This window comes from Rhizobium sp. CB2179, assembly GCF_057653455.1.
The window spans coordinates 92,113-107,444 of sequence record NZ_JBYGKR010000003.1 but is presented as its reverse complement, the minus strand read 5'-3'; the positions used below and the strand labels follow the sequence as shown (position 1 = coordinate 107,444).

Below are 15,332 nucleotides of genomic sequence, written 5' to 3'. Positions count from 1 at the left end.
TCCCGAGCTGAGTAGTTGCCGGCCCGCAGTTGATGGCGAGCATTTTCCTGCCGCGCGCCGCCCCGACAAAGGCTAAAAGAGCGGAACCCGCGCTCAGGGCTTTCGAGAGCTGATGACCATGCAGGCCATCCCGATCGAGCCGGACCTCATCGCACGCTGGCCTGAAAGCGGACGAGTACCAATTGCGGCCGCGAACCGACCTTCCGGAGCCGGGTGATCTTCTCGCCCGGTGGAACGATCTTCCGGCGTCATTCACCATGACGGCTCGGAAGCTTGTTTTGGCAGCATGCGCTTATTCACCCAGACCGAAAGCGTCACGACGAATTTCGCCGTCGCGTCCGTTGCGCGCCGGCCCAGATCCTTCTTCGATCCGACCTTCGCTGCTTCAGGCAACCTCGCCTGCCGCCTCGCGGATCGTCTGCATCAGGATCGATTGCGGCAGGGACGGCACGGCATCGGCGCGCATCGTCAAGCCGACCGGCCCCTTGGTCTCGCCGGTATCGATCGGCAGAAGCGCCAGCCGCCCGTCGGCGACATCGCCGGCCACGACGCCGTTGGAAATGATCCAGATCGCATCACTTGCCCTGAGGAATGCGCGGCCGAAGGAATCCGACACCGTCTCGATCTGGTTCGGCAGGCTGGAAACGCCGTTGGCGATGAGGAAATTTTCGACCACCGGCCGGATGATCGAACCGCGCGTCGGCATCAGCACCGCATAGTTGCCGAAGCTGGCAAACGGCGATTGCCGGCCGTCGAGCAGCGGATGGCCGGCGCGCACGGCAAACACCACCTGCTCGGAATAAAGATGCTCGAAGGAAAAGCCCGCCATCTTCTCGGCCCCGGCCAGACGTCCGACGACGAGGTCGAGATCACCGACGCGAAGCTGCTCCAGGAGCACCGCGTTCTCGCCGGTGACGATCTTCACCCGGCTCCAGGTCTTTTCCTTGAGGAAGAGGTCCATCGCCCGCGGCATGATGCGCGATGACACCGTCGGTAGGGCGCCGATCCGGATCGGCGGCGCATCGGAAAACTGCTCCTGCGAGACGGAATCGAGACCCTGACGCAGCGCCGTCAGTGCCGCGCCAGCGTGGCGCAGGAAGACCTCGCCGTAGCGGGTGATCTTGATGCCGCGGCCGTCGCGCTCGAAGACATCGACACCCAGGACCTGTTCCAGTTCGCGGATCGTCTTGGTGACCGCCGGCTGGCTGACATGGAGCAATTCGGCGGCCTTCATGACGCTCTTCTGCCGCGCCACCTCGACAAAGGTTTGCAGATGGCGGAACTTGACCCGGCTGTCGATCATCGCTCGCATAACTCCACGGTTATCGAAACCCCAATAAATATCATTTTACTTAACCGGATCAACCAGTCAATTTGACCAACAGGAGGAGAGTGACGTGCAATTCGCCCGCATAAACGACGTGACGATCCATTATCAGATTATTGGTGCCCCCGCCGACAGGCCGGTAATCGTCTTCGCCAATTCGCTGGGCACGGATTTCCGCATCTGGCGTGATGTCGTGGTGCGGCTTGCCGGTGAATTCGCGATCGTGCTTTACGACAAGCGCGGCCACGGCCTTTCCGATGTCGGCCAGCTTCCCTCGTCGATCGAGGACCACGCGACGGATCTCGCCGGACTTCTCGATCTGCTATCGGTCAAGGATGCCGTCATCTGCGGCCTCTCCGTTGGCGGTCTCATCGCCCAGTCGCTCTATCACCGCCGGCCGGACCTGGTCCGCGCGCTGATCCTCTGCGACACCGCCCACAAGATCGGCACGGCCGACAGCTGGAACGCCCGCATCGCCGCCGTCGAAAAAAACGGCATCGCCAGCATCGTCGACGCGGTCATGGAGCGTTGGTTCACGCCCGCCTTCCGCCGGCCCGAGAGTACCGCCTATGCCGGCTATTGCAACATGCTGACGCGCCAGCCAGTCGAAGGCTATCTCGCCGCCTGCGCCGCGATCCGCGATGCCGACTTCACCGAGGTCACGAAGACGATCACCGTCCCGACGATCTGCATCGTCGGCGACCAGGATGGCTCGACGCCGCCCGATCTCGTGCTTTCGACCGCGAAGCTGATCTCCGACGCCCGCTACGAGGTCATCCCCAATTGCGCGCACATTCCCTGCGTCGAGCAGCCGGAGGCACTGACGGCGATCATCCGCGCCTTCCTCACATCCATTCCGCCTGGAGAAGTCAGCCCATGAATGAGACCGCGTCCTCCTCCGAGCGCTATCGCCAGGGCATGGCGACCCGCCGCGCCGTGCTCGGCGACGCCCATGTCGATCGCGCCGCCACGACTGCGACGGAGTTCGACCGTCCCTTCCAGGAGCTGATCACCGAAGCCGCCTGGGGCCATGTCTGGTCGCGCCCGGCGCTGACGAAGCGCGAGCGCTCGATGATCACGATCGCTCTGCTTGCCGCGCTTGGCCAGGACGACGAGGTCGCCATGCATGTGCGCGCCACCGCCAATACGGGGGCGACCCGCGAGGATATCCGCGAGGCGCTGCTGCATGTGGCGATCTACGCCGGCGTTCCCGCCGCCAATCACGCGATCAAGATCGCGAAGCAGGCTTTTGAACAGATGGACGCCGAAAAGGCGGCCTGAGGGAGGAACATGTCCGAACGACCGAACCGCAAGCCCGAGACCGGCGGCTTCTTCGCCCGCGACCGCGCCTGGCATGCGCCGGCGCTGACGCCGGGCTACAAGACCTCGGTGCTGCGCGCGCCGCAGCGCGCGCTGCTATCGCTCGACGGCACGATTTCAGAAACGACCGGTCCGGTCTTCGGCCATTCGATGATCGGCGAACTCGACAACGACCTGATCCTGAACTACGCGCAGCCCGGCGAAAGCGCGATCGGCGAGCGCATCATCGTCCATGGCCGCGTGCTCGACGAGCGGGCAAAGCCGGTTCCAGGCGCCTTGGTCGAGTTCTGGCAGGCCAATGCCGGCGGCCGCTACCGCCACAAGAAAGAAACCTATCTGGCGGCGATCGACCCGAATTTCGGCGGCTGCGGCCGCGCCATCACCGACGAGGATGGCCGTTATCACTTCCGCACCGTCCGCCCCGGCGCCTATCCCTGGCCGAACGGCATCAACGACTGGCGTCCCGCCCATATCCATTTCTCGATCTTCGGCCATGGCTTTGCCCAGCGCCTGATCACCCAGATGTATTTCGAAGGCGATCCGATGATCTGGAAATGTCCGATCGTCGGCACCATCCCCGACAAGGCGGCGATCGAGCAGTTGATCGCGCCGCTCGACTGGGGCAACACCATCCCGATGGATTCACGCGCCTATAAATTCGATATCGTCCTGCGCGGCCGCCGCTCGACGATGTTCGAAAACAGACCGGAGGGCAACTGACCATGCAGCAGCTCGGCTATCTCAAGGAAACCCCGTCGCAGACGGCGGGCCCCTATGTCCATATCGGCCTGACGCCGAATTTCTGCGACATCTCGGGCGTCTACGACACCGATCTCGGCGTCGCGATGGTCAACGACAAGACCCTCGGCGAACGCATCACCGTCACCGGCCGGATCTTCGATGGCGCAGGCGCATTGGTGCGCGATGCGGTCATCGAGATCTGGCAGGCCGACAGCGCCGGCCTCTACAACAGCCCGTCGGAGATGCGCGGTGCCGCCGATCCCAATTTCACCGGCTGGGGCCGCTGCCCGACCCGCGCCGAGGACGGCGTCTACAGCTTCGAGACCGTCAAGCCCGGCCGCGTCCCCTTCAAGGACGGCCGCGGACAAGCCCCGCACGTCACCTTCTGGATCGTCGCCCGCGGCATCAATATCGGCCTGCACACGCGCATGTATTTCCCGGAAGAGACGGAGGCCAACGCCGCCGACCCATTGCTTTCCCGTATCGAACATCGCGAGCGCGTCGCAACGATGATCGCCACCCGCGACGGCGCGACCTGTCATTTCGACATCCATCTGCAGGGTCCGAAGGAGACGGTGTTTCTCGATATCTGAGGGCGGGCCGCGCAAGTCGCTTGTTCGCAGGGCTCCGGGCAAGTAGCCTCCAGCTCACCCTACCCTCTCCCCGCGGCGGGAGGGGACGTGCCACGATATCACCTGCCCATAAAGCGCGGACGCCGCCTCGAGCCTCTTCTCCCCCGTGGGGAGAGGTGGCGGCAGCCGGATGAAGTGGCCACCACCACAAACCGAGACGATCATGACCGCATCGCCCTTCGACCATCCTTTCCTTTCCGGCCTGCTCGGCGACGACGAAATCGCGCCCTATTTCTCCGCCGAGGCCGATATACGGGCCATGCTCTCCTTCGAGGCCGCCCTCGCCAAGGCTGAAGCGGCTCATGGCCTCATTCCCGCCGAAGCCGCAAGGCGCATCGCCGACACCTGCGCTGCCTTCTCACCCGAGATCTCCAGTCTTCGATCGGCAACGGCAAGGGATGGTGTCGTCGTTCCCGACCTCGTCAAGCAGCTGCGCGCTGACGTCGGCGAGGAAGCGGCCAAGAGCCTGCATCTCGGCGCGACCAGCCAGGACGTCATCGATACCAGCCTGATGATCCGCCTGAAGGCGGTCGTCTTCCTGTTTGCCGGCCGGCTTTCCACCATCGCCGCGGGGCTCGATGCGCTGGACGGCCAGTTCGGCCGGAACCAGTTGATGGGTCATACCCGCATGCAGGCGGCGATCCCGATCACCGTCTCTGATCGCCTCAACGCGTGGCGGGAGCCGCTGACGACCTATCGCGACCGCCTGACCGAACAGAGCTTTCCCGTTCAGTTCGGTGGTGCGGCCGGCACGCTGGACAAGGTCGGATCGCAGGCTGCCGCCATCCGTGCCTCGCTCGCCCAGGAACTCGGCCTCACAGACGCGCCGCAATGGCAGAGCGGGCGTCTGCCGATCGCCGATATTGCCGGCCTGTTCGCATCGATATCGGGCAGTCTCGGCAAGATGGGCCAGGATATCGCGCTGCTTGCCCAGGCCGGCGATGAAATCGAAATCTCGGGCGGCGGCACTTCGTCGGCGATGGCGCACAAGCAGAACCCCGTTTCCGCCGAAGTCCTCGTCTCGCTCGCCCGCTTCAACGCCACTCTCCTATCGGGCATCCACCAGTCCTTGGTCCACGAACAGGAACGCTCGGGCGCCGCCTGGACGCTCGAATGGCTGTTGCTGCCGCAAATGACGATGGCAACCGCCGCCAGCCTGCGGCTGGCCAAGGAGCTGACGGGAAATATCAAGAGGCTTGGAACGGCCTAGCTCAGAACCTGAAGTCCGTGCTTCTGCACGATCGAGAGCAGCTTCAACGCCATCCCGCTTGGCCTTTTGGCTCCGCTTTCCCACTTCTGCACGGTGGATTCGCTGGTATTTAGATATCGGGCGAAAACCGGCTGGCTGACGCGATTGCTTTCCCGCAATGCCTTGATGGCCTTGGGACCAAATGCGTGCGGCGAAACCAGGCAGCTCTCATCGAAGGAGCGCATGGTTTCCTTGTCGATCGTTCCTATTTTATGCATAGCCTTCGCGGACGCGTGAATCGCCTCGAACGCATCGCTCTTGTACTGAATGCTTTTTGCCATGTTCGATCTCCAGACGCCGCCCAGATCATCGGCCTTGCCTTCCGCAACCTGCCTGATAGCTTTCAATAGTTCGGAATCCGATATCCGCGCTTTGCGAGCTGCCTTGGTAACCCAGCCGGTTTTAAAAGCCGTTCCACCATGTCTTCAAGTAGCACCGGGTGCTATGTCCTTCAAGTAGATGAGAGCAGCCTCTTGACCTTCCCCCTCTTCGATCTCTCCGGCCGCCGCGCCCTCGTCACCGGCTCCAGCCAGGGCATCGGCCGCGCATTGGCGGTCGGGCTTGCCGAGCACGGCGCCTCGATCATCATCAACGGCCGCAATGCGCAGAAGGCCGAGGCCGCCGCTGAAGATATCCGTCGCAGCCATCGCCACGCCGTCAGTGCCGCCTTCGACGTCACCGATGCGGAGGCGAGCCGAACCGCCATCGCCTATATCGAGGCGGAGATCGGCCCGATCGACATCCTCGTCAACAATGCCGGCATGCAATTCCGCGCACCGCTGGAGAACTTCCCGGTCGACAAATGGGACGAGATCTTCAAGACCAACGTCTCCAGCCTGTTCTACGTCAGTCAGCCGGTCGCCCAGGCGATGATATCGCGGGGCCGCGGCAAGATCATCAACATCGCCTCCGTCCAGGCCGAACTCGCCCGTCCCGGCATCGCGCCCTATACCGCGACCAAGGGCGCGGTGAAGAACCTCACGCGCGGCATGGCGACCGACTGGGCGAAATACGGCCTGCAGGTCAATGCGATCGCGCCCGGCTATTTCCGCACGCCGCTCAACCAGGCGCTCGTCGACGATCCGAAGTTTTCCGGCTGGCTGGAAACCCGCACGCCGGCCGGCCGCTGGGGCGAGGTCAAGGAGCTCGTCGGCGCCGCCGTCTTCCTGGCCTCGGATGCCTCCTCCTTCGTCAACGGCCATATGCTGACCGTCGACGGCGGCATCACAGCCTCGCTCTAGCTCCTACGTCCGCGCTTGTCTCCGCGCGGTGGGGAGCGAGGGCCTCCTGGCTGGCCCGCAAGTGGGTTCAGCGATACAGCGGACAGGCCTACTCCGTGGTCAGGACCGCCCTTGATGAGGGGGATCGGGTATCGATCGACTATGATTTCGCCGCCGGCGGCGGCAGCCTCTTCGCGATCTCTATGACGGTAGTAAGCTGACCTTCCCGACGAACTCCGGTGCCATCTTCGTTGCAATCGGGAGCACGAACGACGCGCTGCGCGATGAAATCGCTCATGCATCCTCGGTCTGCAAATAGACAACAAAAAAGGGGAGGCCGTAACCTCCCCTTTTCATTTCTGGGACCTAAACGAGGATGATCCCCGCGATCAACCACTGCAGCAAGCCAGCAGTTTCGACCTGGCTCCCGGAAGTCGAAGTGACCGAAGCCAGCTCGAACTTGCCGCCGATTTTTTCGGCAGGCAGGGCGACGAGCCTCTGATCGATATCCTCGGTCGGTTCGAGGGAAACGAACAGAGACGCCACACGCGACGACCCATTCAAAAAGAACAGGAGGATCGCCTCCTCGTAGGACTTCTGTTCGTCGGCCTTCGTGAGGTCGATATTGTAGGGGCCGCAGCCCATGGGCATGGGCATCATCATCTGCGTAACGCAGCGATCGATGTAGCGAAGCTGGGACATGTCGGCGGGCACCGCCGAGAGAACCCCGATCAGCCCGGCGAAGCCGGCGACCGTTCCAATGACAGCCTTGAATACCATGTTAGTCTCCTTCGTTTAAGCTCCGACAACACCCCGTCGTCGTTTCGATGGAGAAAACATACGACATTGCTAATTCGTCGTAAAGTATTGATTTTATTGCTCTTTTCTAAGACTTTTTATCATGGATTTCAAATCGTAGGTAAAACATCTACTATCGCCGGGGATTGAAAAAAGGGGGGTCAATGTCAGTTGCTCGTCCGATCATGCCGCTCCATCTCAGCACCGTGAAAGCTGAGGAGGCAGCCGAGCTAGTAACCCAATTCAAGGAGTGGTTTGGCCAGCAGGAAATCCGCGACTTGGTGAAGAGCAGCGCAAGTCGAACGCACGACTTCTTGCTCGAATACGATCACACCCCCACTCCCCAGGGAGGAATCGGAAAGCCGGAGCCGTGGGTCCAGATAGAAGACGCTCCATTGCCACAACTTCAAGAAACGGCCGACAACATCCGCTTGGACCTTCGGCTTTCGGGTCTTCGGCTGAAAACCTTTGGCGAGGGGGCTTGCCGCATGATTGGCATCCTGAACGAGACCGATGCGCTGCCGAAGTTTGCAAACAGCTATAATGACGCCTCAACAAATCTGGCCGAGTGGTTTCTGCACGAGCGGCTGATGAGATCGTATCTCAAGGCCAAGGCATCGGGAGAAGACCCCAACACGATAGGAAGCGTCAATCTCGGCGACCTTCTGGATTTATACCTGTATGAGCCAGGGGCCCAGCAGGGGGCCGTGCGGGCGAAAATCGTTCAGATGGTATCCGTCGGTCTATGGGATGCGGACCCGCCCGTTGGCGCTCGGCAATGGAAGATCAGAGCTGGCCCGGTTGCTACCGAATTCCATTTCGAAGTCTTCGCGCCCGTGGTCGAGCATTTCAAGCAATACCTGAGAGGAGTGAGTTCGAAGGCACCATCTATGAAGGAGGAAGACAAATAATGTCACCGTTACCAAAAGACGAAAACTCGGAAATGGATTGCTATGACCAGAATAAAAAGCGCCCGAGGCTCGAACGAGAACGCGAGCGGTTGCGCAGTCGGCTAGCAAGTATCACGGGTGACGACAGAGCTGCCGTGGAAAAGTCGCTAGCTGTGATAGAGGCCGAACTGGGGCGCCTCACCAGGCGATAACGGTCACATCACCGCATAAAAGCGAGCGCCTGTATGTGAGGGCAAGGAAAGGGAGTATTCTAGTTCCCCTAGTGGAGGTATGGACATGAAGTGTTCACTGACCAAATTTGCGGCCGCCTGTGCAATTTTTGGCTTCAGCTATCCCTCAATTCCCAACGCCGAGCCAGTGACCACGGGGATTGCCATCTACGAATTCTACGACCATTTCATCAGTGAAGGGAGGAAGTGGCAGAACAAACAAAGTTGGGGAAGAATGTATACGTGGAAGCGGGGCTCACCTGTAATTATTGGCAACGTCACGAACCAGGTGATCCCGTTTAATTTCGAGGACGAGGCTCAGGGTTGCGACGAAACGGAGGTCAAGCTCCCCGCGATGTCTTCACAAGGGTTGCGCTGCGAGGACGGAAATGCACCGACCGAGTATACTATCATCTGGAAAGGCACTCATTACGCTGCCCAAGCTCAACACTACTACCTCTTTGAGCCAGGCCAGAACGGTGAGCCAAATCTGGCGGAGGTTACGGAAGAAGACTTGAAAATCCGCTTGGATGCTGCGGGGGCCAACGTACGGGAAGAAGCAGCTCGACAGAAGACTGCCTCGGCAAACCTCGGCGGTGATGACCTCAATGGAATTTATTGTCGTAACAAGCTGCCGTATGTCCGCGTTAGCGTGTTGAACGACAGAACATTGAGCGCATCCTTCGCAAGTACGCCTGGTGCGACAAGAATGAGATACGTTCTTTTATCAAGGGGGGAAATCGTGGCTTGGCCAGATTCGACCGGGAGCGGCCAGTATATGCTGTATTATATTAGGCGTGATGGGCAACGAATCGTCTTCGGGATGACGGGCGCGGGACTTGATCGGTCTAGCGGTATGGACGAATCAGTCAAGAAACTTATGTCTGGGCGGCAGGGGTTTGAAGGACTTGGGGGACTTGGTTATTCGCTGTCGCGGTGCTGATTAAACTCGAAAATAAAGGCGATATCGCACGGAAGATGAGGGCACATTTTCTGGCCATTTCCCTTACTCCGAACATCCGGTGTAATCTCACGGTCGGCCAACGCCGCGCTCGACTGCCCAACGTGAAGCCAGAAGTTTGCGCCTTGCTCGTCATCGAGAGCTGGTTCAAGTTTAGAGCGCATCCAGGTTTTGGCTGAAGCGAGTTTGGCGAGAGCAAGGTCCTTCGAAACCCCTCACACCTTTTGGCATCATGCGTTAAAATCGCATCATCCGAGTTTGGCGATTGCCCGCAGATTGTCGGCCGTCGTCGTCGGGAATTCGAAGAATTCGAGATAGGCGGGGATCTGTTCGAACAACATGTCCGTCCCAACCTGAAATGCACAGCCGCGCGCCCGCACGGCCTCGAGAAAAGGGGTTATCTCCTTGGTCATCACGACTTCGCCGACGAAGGTCGAGGGCGAGATGCGGTCGATATCGATCGGCAGCGGGTCACCGCGCCGCATGCCGAGGGGTGTCGCGTTGACGACGATATCGAAACCTTCAGGATCGGCGGAGCCGACCGTCACTTCAAGCTGCGGATAGTATTTCCTCAGCCTGTCCAGCAGCGCGGTCGCGGTCGTCTCATTGGCGTCGAAGATCGCCAGATGCTCCACCCCCGCCTGTGCCAAGGACGCCGCAATCGCCGAGCCGACGCCGCCGGCACCGGCAATGAGCGCACGCGCTCCTTCAACCTTTTTACCCTTGCGCAAGACGCCCCGAACGAAGCCCTCGCCATCGAACATGTCACCGACCAGCCTGCCGTCCGAACCGAGACGCACTGCATTGCACGAACCGGCGACTTTGGCGTTGGTCGACGTTTCGTCGAGCAGCGCCATCGTCGAAATCTTGTGCGGCATGGTGATCAGAGCACCGTGGATATTGGATAGTCGGAACAGAAGTTTCAAAAATACTGGATAGTCCGCCGGCCTGCAGCCCATCGGCACGACGACGGCATCAATTCCGTTCTTCTCGAAGTACGGATTGTAGATCAGCGGGGCCTTGAAGGACTCCGTCGGATAGCCGAGGTGCGCGATGAGTTTGGTCGTCCCGGTGATCATGTGGTCAGACTTTCTGGGGATCGGAAGAGGCGCTGGCGTTGGAGAGGTGGATCATCTGTCCCGCGCCCGCCGATCTCTTGATCGCCTCGACGACCCTGAGCGTGGCAAGGCCCTCGCGGCCACTCACCAGAGGCGGGGCATCGCCACGAATGACGTCGCAAAAATGTCTGAGCTGAACGCAAAGGGGATCGGCAGCTGCGTAGGGCACGCGCTCCTCGGCAAGCGGCTCCAGCCAATCGGGCCTCGAAAGGCTTGTCCACAGCGTCAGATCTGGAATTCCGAGAGAACCCTTGGTGCCGCCGATCTGGTAGCAGAATTGATCGTAATGGGGAAAAGCGGGGTTTTCGCCGGTGGTCGTCTCCCAGCTCCAGGGCGCGGCCGCGGCATCACTGCCGTTGAGGGTTGCAAGCACTCCGTTTGCGAAACGCAGCGTGACGACAGCCGTATCCTCGACGGCATGGTTCCGCACGGCGTGGGATTCCATCGCATGGACGGCTTCGACCTCGCCGAAGAAATATCGGAAGAGATCGACATCGTGGATCAGGTTGACGAAGACCGGGCCGGCGCCCCCTTCGCGCCGCCAGGGGATATCGAAATAGTCGTCGGGCTTGGCGACCCAGAACGTGCCGTGCACCGTGACGATCCGGCCAAGCCTTCCGCCGTCGACGATCTGTTTGACCGCCTGGATCATCGGATTGTGGCGCCTGTGATGGCCAACCAGCAGCGGTATGCCCGCCTTCTCGCCGGCGGCAACCAGTCCTGCGGCAGCATCGACATCGTCGGCGATCGGTTTCTCGATCAGGACAGGGATGCCGGCAGCGACGATCTCCATTCCATTCTCGACGTGAAGCTGGTTCGGCGTTGCGACGATCACGCCGTGAGGCCTGTCCTCAACGCGGATGTCTAAGAAGCTCCGGTACCACCGGGCGCCGACAGTCTCGGCAAAGTCGCGACCGGCGGCGGAAGGATCGATCACCGCCGAGAGAACGGTTCCGGGCTCGGAGATGACACGCTCGACGTGGCGCCTGCCGATCAGGCCGGCTCCCATGACTGCAATCTCCAGTGGCTTCATTGCCGGCTCCTGGAATCTGCCAGAGGTATATTTGTCAGACGCATCGACCTTGAGCCCCTTATTTCCGCAGGATTTCTCCAAGGAATTTCCTGGTTCGCTCATGCTGTGGGTTTGTGAAGAACTCGGCAGGCGGGGCTTCCTCGACGATCGCGCCGCTGGCCATGAAGATCACGCGATCGGCGACCTGGCGGGCAAAGCCCATTTCGTGGGTGACGCAGATCATCGTCATGCCCTCATCGGCCAGCCCGATCATCGTATCCAGCACCTCCTTGACCATCTCGGGGTCAAGCGCCGACGTCGGCTCGTCGAACAGCATGACTTTCGGCCGCATGCAAAGCGCGCGGGCGATGGCGACGCGCTGCTGCTGGCCGCCCGAAAGCTGCACCGGATATTTGTCGGCCTGCTCCAGGATCTTGACCCGCTCGAGCAGCCCGCGTGCCCGTTCCTCGGCCTCCGCCCTGCTGATCCCGGCTGCCTTCATCGGCGCCAGCATGCAGTTCTGCAGCACGGTCAGATGCGGAAACAGATTGAACTGCTGGAAGACCATGCCGACCTCACGACGGATCGCATCGATGGTCTTGGCCTGATTGCCGAGAAGAATTCCGCCGACGCGGATTTCACCTTTCTCGTAGGTCTCGAGATGGTTGATGCAGCGAATGAGCGTCGACTTGCCGCTGCCGGAGGGCCCGCACAGGACGATCCTCTCGCCGCTGCGAACCGATATGTTGATGTCGCGCAGGGCTTGAAAAGCGCCATACCACTTCTCCACCCGCTCCATGGTGATCATGGTTTCCGCGCCTTGAGCGGGACTGGGACTGGTCATCGGTAGAACTCCATATTGGTGGGCTGGACCGCGTCGAAGACGAGGGATGCGGATCAGCGCGCGGAGGCGGCGAACCTTCGTTCGAGGCGAGCACCAAGAATCGTCAGTGGGCAGCACATTAGGAAATAGAGAATGCCGACGACGCCGAAGACCGTCAGCGGTTGGAAGATCTGGTTGGAGATGATGTTGCCGGCCCGCGTCAGCTCGGTGAAGCCGACGATCGACGCAAGCGAGGTGCCCTTGATCAGTTGCACCAGGAAGCCGATCGTGGCGGGCAGCGAAATGCGCAGCGCCTGCGGCAGGATGACATCCTTCATGCGCGAGATGTATCTGAGGCTGAGAGCCTTTGCCGCTTCCGTCTGGCCGCGCGGAACCGCTTCGATCGATCCGCGCCAGATCTCGCCGAGATAGGCACTGGCATGCAGCGTCAGGCCGATGGCAACGGCCACCCAGGAATCGAGCATCAGCCCCACCAGGGCCAGGCCGTAATAGACGACGAAAAGCTGCATCAGCAGCGGGGTTCCCTGGAAGACGGCGATATAGCCGGCCGTCAGACGTTCCAGCAGCGGTATGCCCGAGGCGCGCGCAAGAGCGACGCCGAGCCCTGCAACGCCGCCGCAGACAAAGCCGACGGCCGACAGGAGCACGGTCCATTTCAGGCCGATCAGGAGGAAGACGAATTCTTCTTGACCCATGGAATTCCTCCTACTTGACCGGATATTTGAAGTAGCGCGCCGAAAACAGCGCGAAGATGCGCATCATCAGCCAGGAGATCACGAAATAGAAAACCGTGACGGTGAAGTAGACCTCGAAGCTGCGGAAGCTCTCCGATTCGATGCGCTGCGAAACGGACGTCAGCTCGTAGGCCGAGATCGCCGATGCAATGCTGGTGGTCAGCGTCAACAGGACGAACTGGCTGGTCAAAGACGGATAGATCGCCCGCAATGCCGGCTTGAGAATGATCAGCCGGAAGACCTGAGCCTTGTGCAGACCAAGGGCCAAACCCGCTTCCATCTGACCCTTCGGGATCGACTGGACGCCGCCGCGAATGATCTCGATTGCGTAGGCGCCGCCGTTGATGCCAAGCGCGATAATCGCCGTCGGCGTCGGATCCAGCCTGATGCCCGTCAGCGGAAGCGCGAAGTAGATGAAGAAGATCTGCACCAGAAAAGGCGTGTTGCGGATCAATTCGACGAAGGCGATGACCAGCCATCGTGCTGGCTTCAGGGCAGAGTCGCGCAGCGCAACGCCGCCAATTCCGATGACGATCGCCAGCAGCATCCCACAAATGGCAAGCAGGAATGTCCCGAGGCAGCCGAGCAGAAGGTTCGGCAGGCCATCTATGACCGGGGTGAAATCCAACTTATAATTCATGGCGATCCTTCCGGTCCGTCTTCCTGAAAATTCAGTCCCGCTTGACCATTCCAGCCATCGCCTGGATAGCCAGTTCGTAGCCATCGGCCCCAAAGCCGATCATGATCGCCGTGGCAACGCGCGAGATCAGCGAATTGTGGTAGATGCTCTCGCGCGCATGGACATTGGAGATGTGCAGTTCGATCTTCGGCGGATCGAACATTTTCAAGGCATCGAGAAGAGCGATCGATGTGAAGGTATAACCGGCGGGATTGATGATGATGCCACAAGCATCGGTCCGGGCCTGGTGCACGCTCTCAACCAGTTCGCCCTCGAAATTGGTCTGCCGAAACTCGACGTCGAACCCCAAAGACCGTGCCTTGGCGACGCATCTTTTGTTGATGTCGGCCAGCGTCGTGATCCCGTAGATTGCCGGCTCGCGCTGACCCAGAAGATTGAGATTGGGTCCATTCAGCACAAAAATTGGTCGCGCTCCCGGACGCGGGCCGAAGCCGGTCTCGAAACATGATGGTAGCGTTGGCGGGCATCCCCAGGGATGCCCACCTCCTCGACTAAACGCTCGATCTATGAGCTTTCACTTCGCCGCGAACGGAATGCCTTCCAGCGTTTCCGGGAATTCCGGAACCGGAACCTTCATCCACTTGTCGTAGACGGCCTTGAGCTCGCCGTTGGCCTTGATCTTGTCGATGAACGTATTGAGCGCCGCATTGATTTCCTTTTCGCCGAGACGCGTGCAAGCACCGTTGTAGAGCTTCTGGAATTCAAGCTTGTTTTCGAATTCGCCCGGACGGGCCTTCTCCAGCCGGTCCATGTAGAAGATGTTGCCGCCGAGCGTTTCGACCTGGCCGGACACCAGGGCCTGGACGCTCGCGGCGTCTCCGTCATAGCGGCGGATGGTGGTGCTGGGCGGCGCGTTCTTGGTGACCTGCGTGTCCTGAGCAGCTCCCTTGGCGACGCCGACCGTGAACTTGGCCATGTCGGCATTGGTTTTGATCTCAGCCTTTTTCGGACCGATCAGGACGATGGCATTGGCAACATAGGGCTTGCTGAACTGCACGGCTTTTGCGCGATCCGGCAACATCGCCATCGTTGCGAATAGAACGTCGACTCGGCCGGCCGTCAGTGCCGGAATGCGGTTGTTGACTTCAAGCGGCACGAACTCGACGGAAACGCCGAGTTCCTTGGCAAACAGCGTTGCGATGTCGGCGTCGAGGCCGTCCTGCTTGCCGCCGCTGGTCACAAAGCCCCAAGGCGGATTGTCGCCCTGAATTCCGACGATGATCTTGCCACGAGCCTTGATTTCATCGGGCGTGACGGCGGCGGCCGGCTGCGCCAGGGTGACGGCTGCCACGAGGGCGGCGGCTCCGAGCATCGCGTTTCGACGCGTTAGCATAGACTTGAACATGTAATTTCTCCTCCTTGGAACGGTCCATGGACCGGACAGTCAACCTCACCTTTTGACTGTGAGAGGCATGATTGCCAGAGACGGACGCGCAAATCAACAGAGTTTTTCAAAATCATATGAGAATTTATAATAAGACACGCTATTTGAATTCCTCACGACATTTGCCATAATAGTAGCGAGCGGTTTTCTGGAACGCATCATCGTGTTCGGC

The 15,332-nt window shown here is 60.5% G+C and carries 19 protein-coding genes; 8 read left to right on the top strand and 11 right to left on the bottom strand.

Features of this window, described 5'->3' with window-relative positions; translation table 11 throughout:
• Nucleotides 1-385: 385 nt before the first annotated feature.
• The gene (pcaQ, locus tag AC244Q_RS28810) at nucleotides 386-1,303 is read right to left on the bottom strand and encodes a pca operon transcription factor PcaQ (protein WP_128407534.1); all 918 of its coding nucleotides are present in this window, start codon (nucleotides 1,301-1,303) and stop codon (nucleotides 386-388) included.
• Between the two features lie 94 nt (nucleotides 1,304-1,397).
• Here pcaQ and pcaD point away from each other — a divergent pair, with 94 nt between their 5' ends.
• The 5 genes from pcaD to AC244Q_RS28785 all read left to right on the top strand — a co-directional run bounded on the left by pcaD (nucleotide 1,398) and on the right by AC244Q_RS28785 (nucleotide 5,230).
• Nucleotides 1,398-2,207: a 3-oxoadipate enol-lactonase gene (gene pcaD / locus AC244Q_RS28805; protein WP_012763506.1), complete on the top strand. Its 810-nt coding sequence runs from the start codon at nucleotides 1,398-1,400 to the stop codon at nucleotides 2,205-2,207.
• Entirely contained in the window at nucleotides 2,204-2,608 is a 405-nt protein-coding gene (pcaC, locus tag AC244Q_RS28800; RefSeq protein ID WP_012763507.1) for a 4-carboxymuconolactone decarboxylase, read from the top strand. Before pcaD ends, pcaC begins: the two co-directional genes overlap by 4 nt.
• Nucleotides 2,609-2,617: 9 nt before the next feature.
• Nucleotides 2,618-3,367 (top strand): protocatechuate 3,4-dioxygenase subunit beta, encoded by a 750-nt coding sequence (pcaH, locus tag AC244Q_RS28795; RefSeq protein ID WP_128407533.1) that lies wholly within the window; start codon nucleotides 2,618-2,620, stop codon nucleotides 3,365-3,367.
• A gap of 2 nt (nucleotides 3,368-3,369) precedes the next feature.
• Nucleotides 3,370-3,981, top strand: a complete 612-nt coding sequence (gene pcaG, locus AC244Q_RS28790) for a protocatechuate 3,4-dioxygenase subunit alpha (RefSeq protein WP_012763509.1) — start codon at nucleotides 3,370-3,372, stop codon at nucleotides 3,979-3,981.
• A gap of 202 nt (nucleotides 3,982-4,183) precedes the next feature.
• The gene (locus AC244Q_RS28785) at nucleotides 4,184-5,230 is read left to right on the top strand and encodes a 3-carboxy-cis,cis-muconate cycloisomerase (protein ID WP_128407532.1); all 1,047 of its coding nucleotides are present in this window, start codon (nucleotides 4,184-4,186) and stop codon (nucleotides 5,228-5,230) included.
• Here AC244Q_RS28785 and AC244Q_RS28780 read toward each other — a convergent pair.
• Nucleotides 5,227-5,616, bottom strand: a complete 390-nt coding sequence (locus tag AC244Q_RS28780) for a helix-turn-helix domain-containing protein (protein ID WP_206641117.1) — start codon at nucleotides 5,614-5,616, stop codon at nucleotides 5,227-5,229. The genes AC244Q_RS28785 and AC244Q_RS28780 overlap by 4 nt on opposite strands.
• A 126-nt stretch (nucleotides 5,617-5,742) precedes the next feature.
• Here AC244Q_RS28780 and AC244Q_RS28775 point away from each other — a divergent pair, with 126 nt between their 5' ends.
• Nucleotides 5,743-6,510, top strand: coding sequence for an SDR family oxidoreductase (locus AC244Q_RS28775; RefSeq protein ID WP_033183766.1), 768 nt, complete (start codon nucleotides 5,743-5,745; stop codon nucleotides 6,508-6,510).
• Between the two features lie 139 nt (nucleotides 6,511-6,649).
• On the opposite strand, the gene AC244Q_RS28770 is transcribed toward AC244Q_RS28775, so the two are convergent.
• Both AC244Q_RS28770 and AC244Q_RS28765 read right to left on the bottom strand, forming a co-directional pair.
• Nucleotides 6,650-6,787, bottom strand: a complete 138-nt coding sequence (locus AC244Q_RS28770; RefSeq protein ID WP_164902363.1) for a hypothetical protein — start codon at nucleotides 6,785-6,787, stop codon at nucleotides 6,650-6,652.
• Between the two features lie 68 nt (nucleotides 6,788-6,855).
• Complete coding sequence (locus AC244Q_RS28765) at nucleotides 6,856-7,269, bottom strand: hypothetical protein (protein ID WP_128407530.1); 414 nt, start codon at nucleotides 7,267-7,269, stop codon at nucleotides 6,856-6,858.
• 182 nt (nucleotides 7,270-7,451) lie between these two features.
• On the opposite strand from AC244Q_RS28765, the gene AC244Q_RS28760 reads away from it, so the two are divergent.
• Together AC244Q_RS28760 and AC244Q_RS28755 are read left to right on the top strand one after the other, a co-directional pair.
• Nucleotides 7,452-8,198: a hypothetical protein gene (locus tag AC244Q_RS28760; protein WP_128407529.1), complete on the top strand. Its 747-nt coding sequence runs from the start codon at nucleotides 7,452-7,454 to the stop codon at nucleotides 8,196-8,198.
• Nucleotides 8,199-8,474: 276 nt separating this feature from the next.
• Nucleotides 8,475-9,350 (top strand): hypothetical protein, encoded by an 876-nt coding sequence (locus tag AC244Q_RS28755; RefSeq protein WP_128407528.1) that lies wholly within the window; start codon nucleotides 8,475-8,477, stop codon nucleotides 9,348-9,350.
• Nucleotides 9,351-9,616: 266 nt separating this feature from the next.
• Here AC244Q_RS28755 and AC244Q_RS28750 read toward each other — a convergent pair whose 3' ends face one another.
• The 7 genes from AC244Q_RS28750 to AC244Q_RS28720 form a co-directional block, all read right to left on the bottom strand.
• Nucleotides 9,617-10,447, bottom strand: a complete 831-nt coding sequence (locus tag AC244Q_RS28750) for a shikimate dehydrogenase family protein (RefSeq protein ID WP_128407527.1) — start codon at nucleotides 10,445-10,447, stop codon at nucleotides 9,617-9,619.
• Nucleotides 10,448-10,451: 4 nt separating this feature from the next.
• Complete coding sequence (locus AC244Q_RS28745; RefSeq protein ID WP_128407526.1) at nucleotides 10,452-11,519, bottom strand: Gfo/Idh/MocA family protein; 1,068 nt, start codon at nucleotides 11,517-11,519, stop codon at nucleotides 10,452-10,454.
• Between the two features lie 58 nt (nucleotides 11,520-11,577).
• On the bottom strand, nucleotides 11,578-12,342 hold the full coding sequence (locus AC244Q_RS28740; protein ID WP_128407525.1) for an amino acid ABC transporter ATP-binding protein: 765 nt from the start codon (nucleotides 12,340-12,342) through the stop codon (nucleotides 11,578-11,580).
• Between the two features lie 53 nt (nucleotides 12,343-12,395).
• Nucleotides 12,396-13,037, bottom strand: a complete 642-nt coding sequence (locus AC244Q_RS28735) for an amino acid ABC transporter permease (protein ID WP_128407524.1) — start codon at nucleotides 13,035-13,037, stop codon at nucleotides 12,396-12,398.
• A 10-nt stretch (nucleotides 13,038-13,047) separates the two neighbouring features.
• Nucleotides 13,048-13,716 (bottom strand): amino acid ABC transporter permease, encoded by a 669-nt coding sequence (locus AC244Q_RS28730; RefSeq protein ID WP_003553649.1) that lies wholly within the window; start codon nucleotides 13,714-13,716, stop codon nucleotides 13,048-13,050.
• A 31-nt stretch (nucleotides 13,717-13,747) separates the two neighbouring features.
• Nucleotides 13,748-14,179, bottom strand: a complete 432-nt coding sequence (locus AC244Q_RS28725; protein ID WP_487764163.1) for a type II 3-dehydroquinate dehydratase — start codon at nucleotides 14,177-14,179, stop codon at nucleotides 13,748-13,750.
• Nucleotides 14,180-14,290: 111 nt separating this feature from the next.
• The gene (locus AC244Q_RS28720; protein ID WP_017996795.1) at nucleotides 14,291-15,121 is read right to left on the bottom strand and encodes a transporter substrate-binding domain-containing protein; all 831 of its coding nucleotides are present in this window, start codon (nucleotides 15,119-15,121) and stop codon (nucleotides 14,291-14,293) included.
• Between the last annotated feature and the right edge of the window lie 211 nt (nucleotides 15,122-15,332).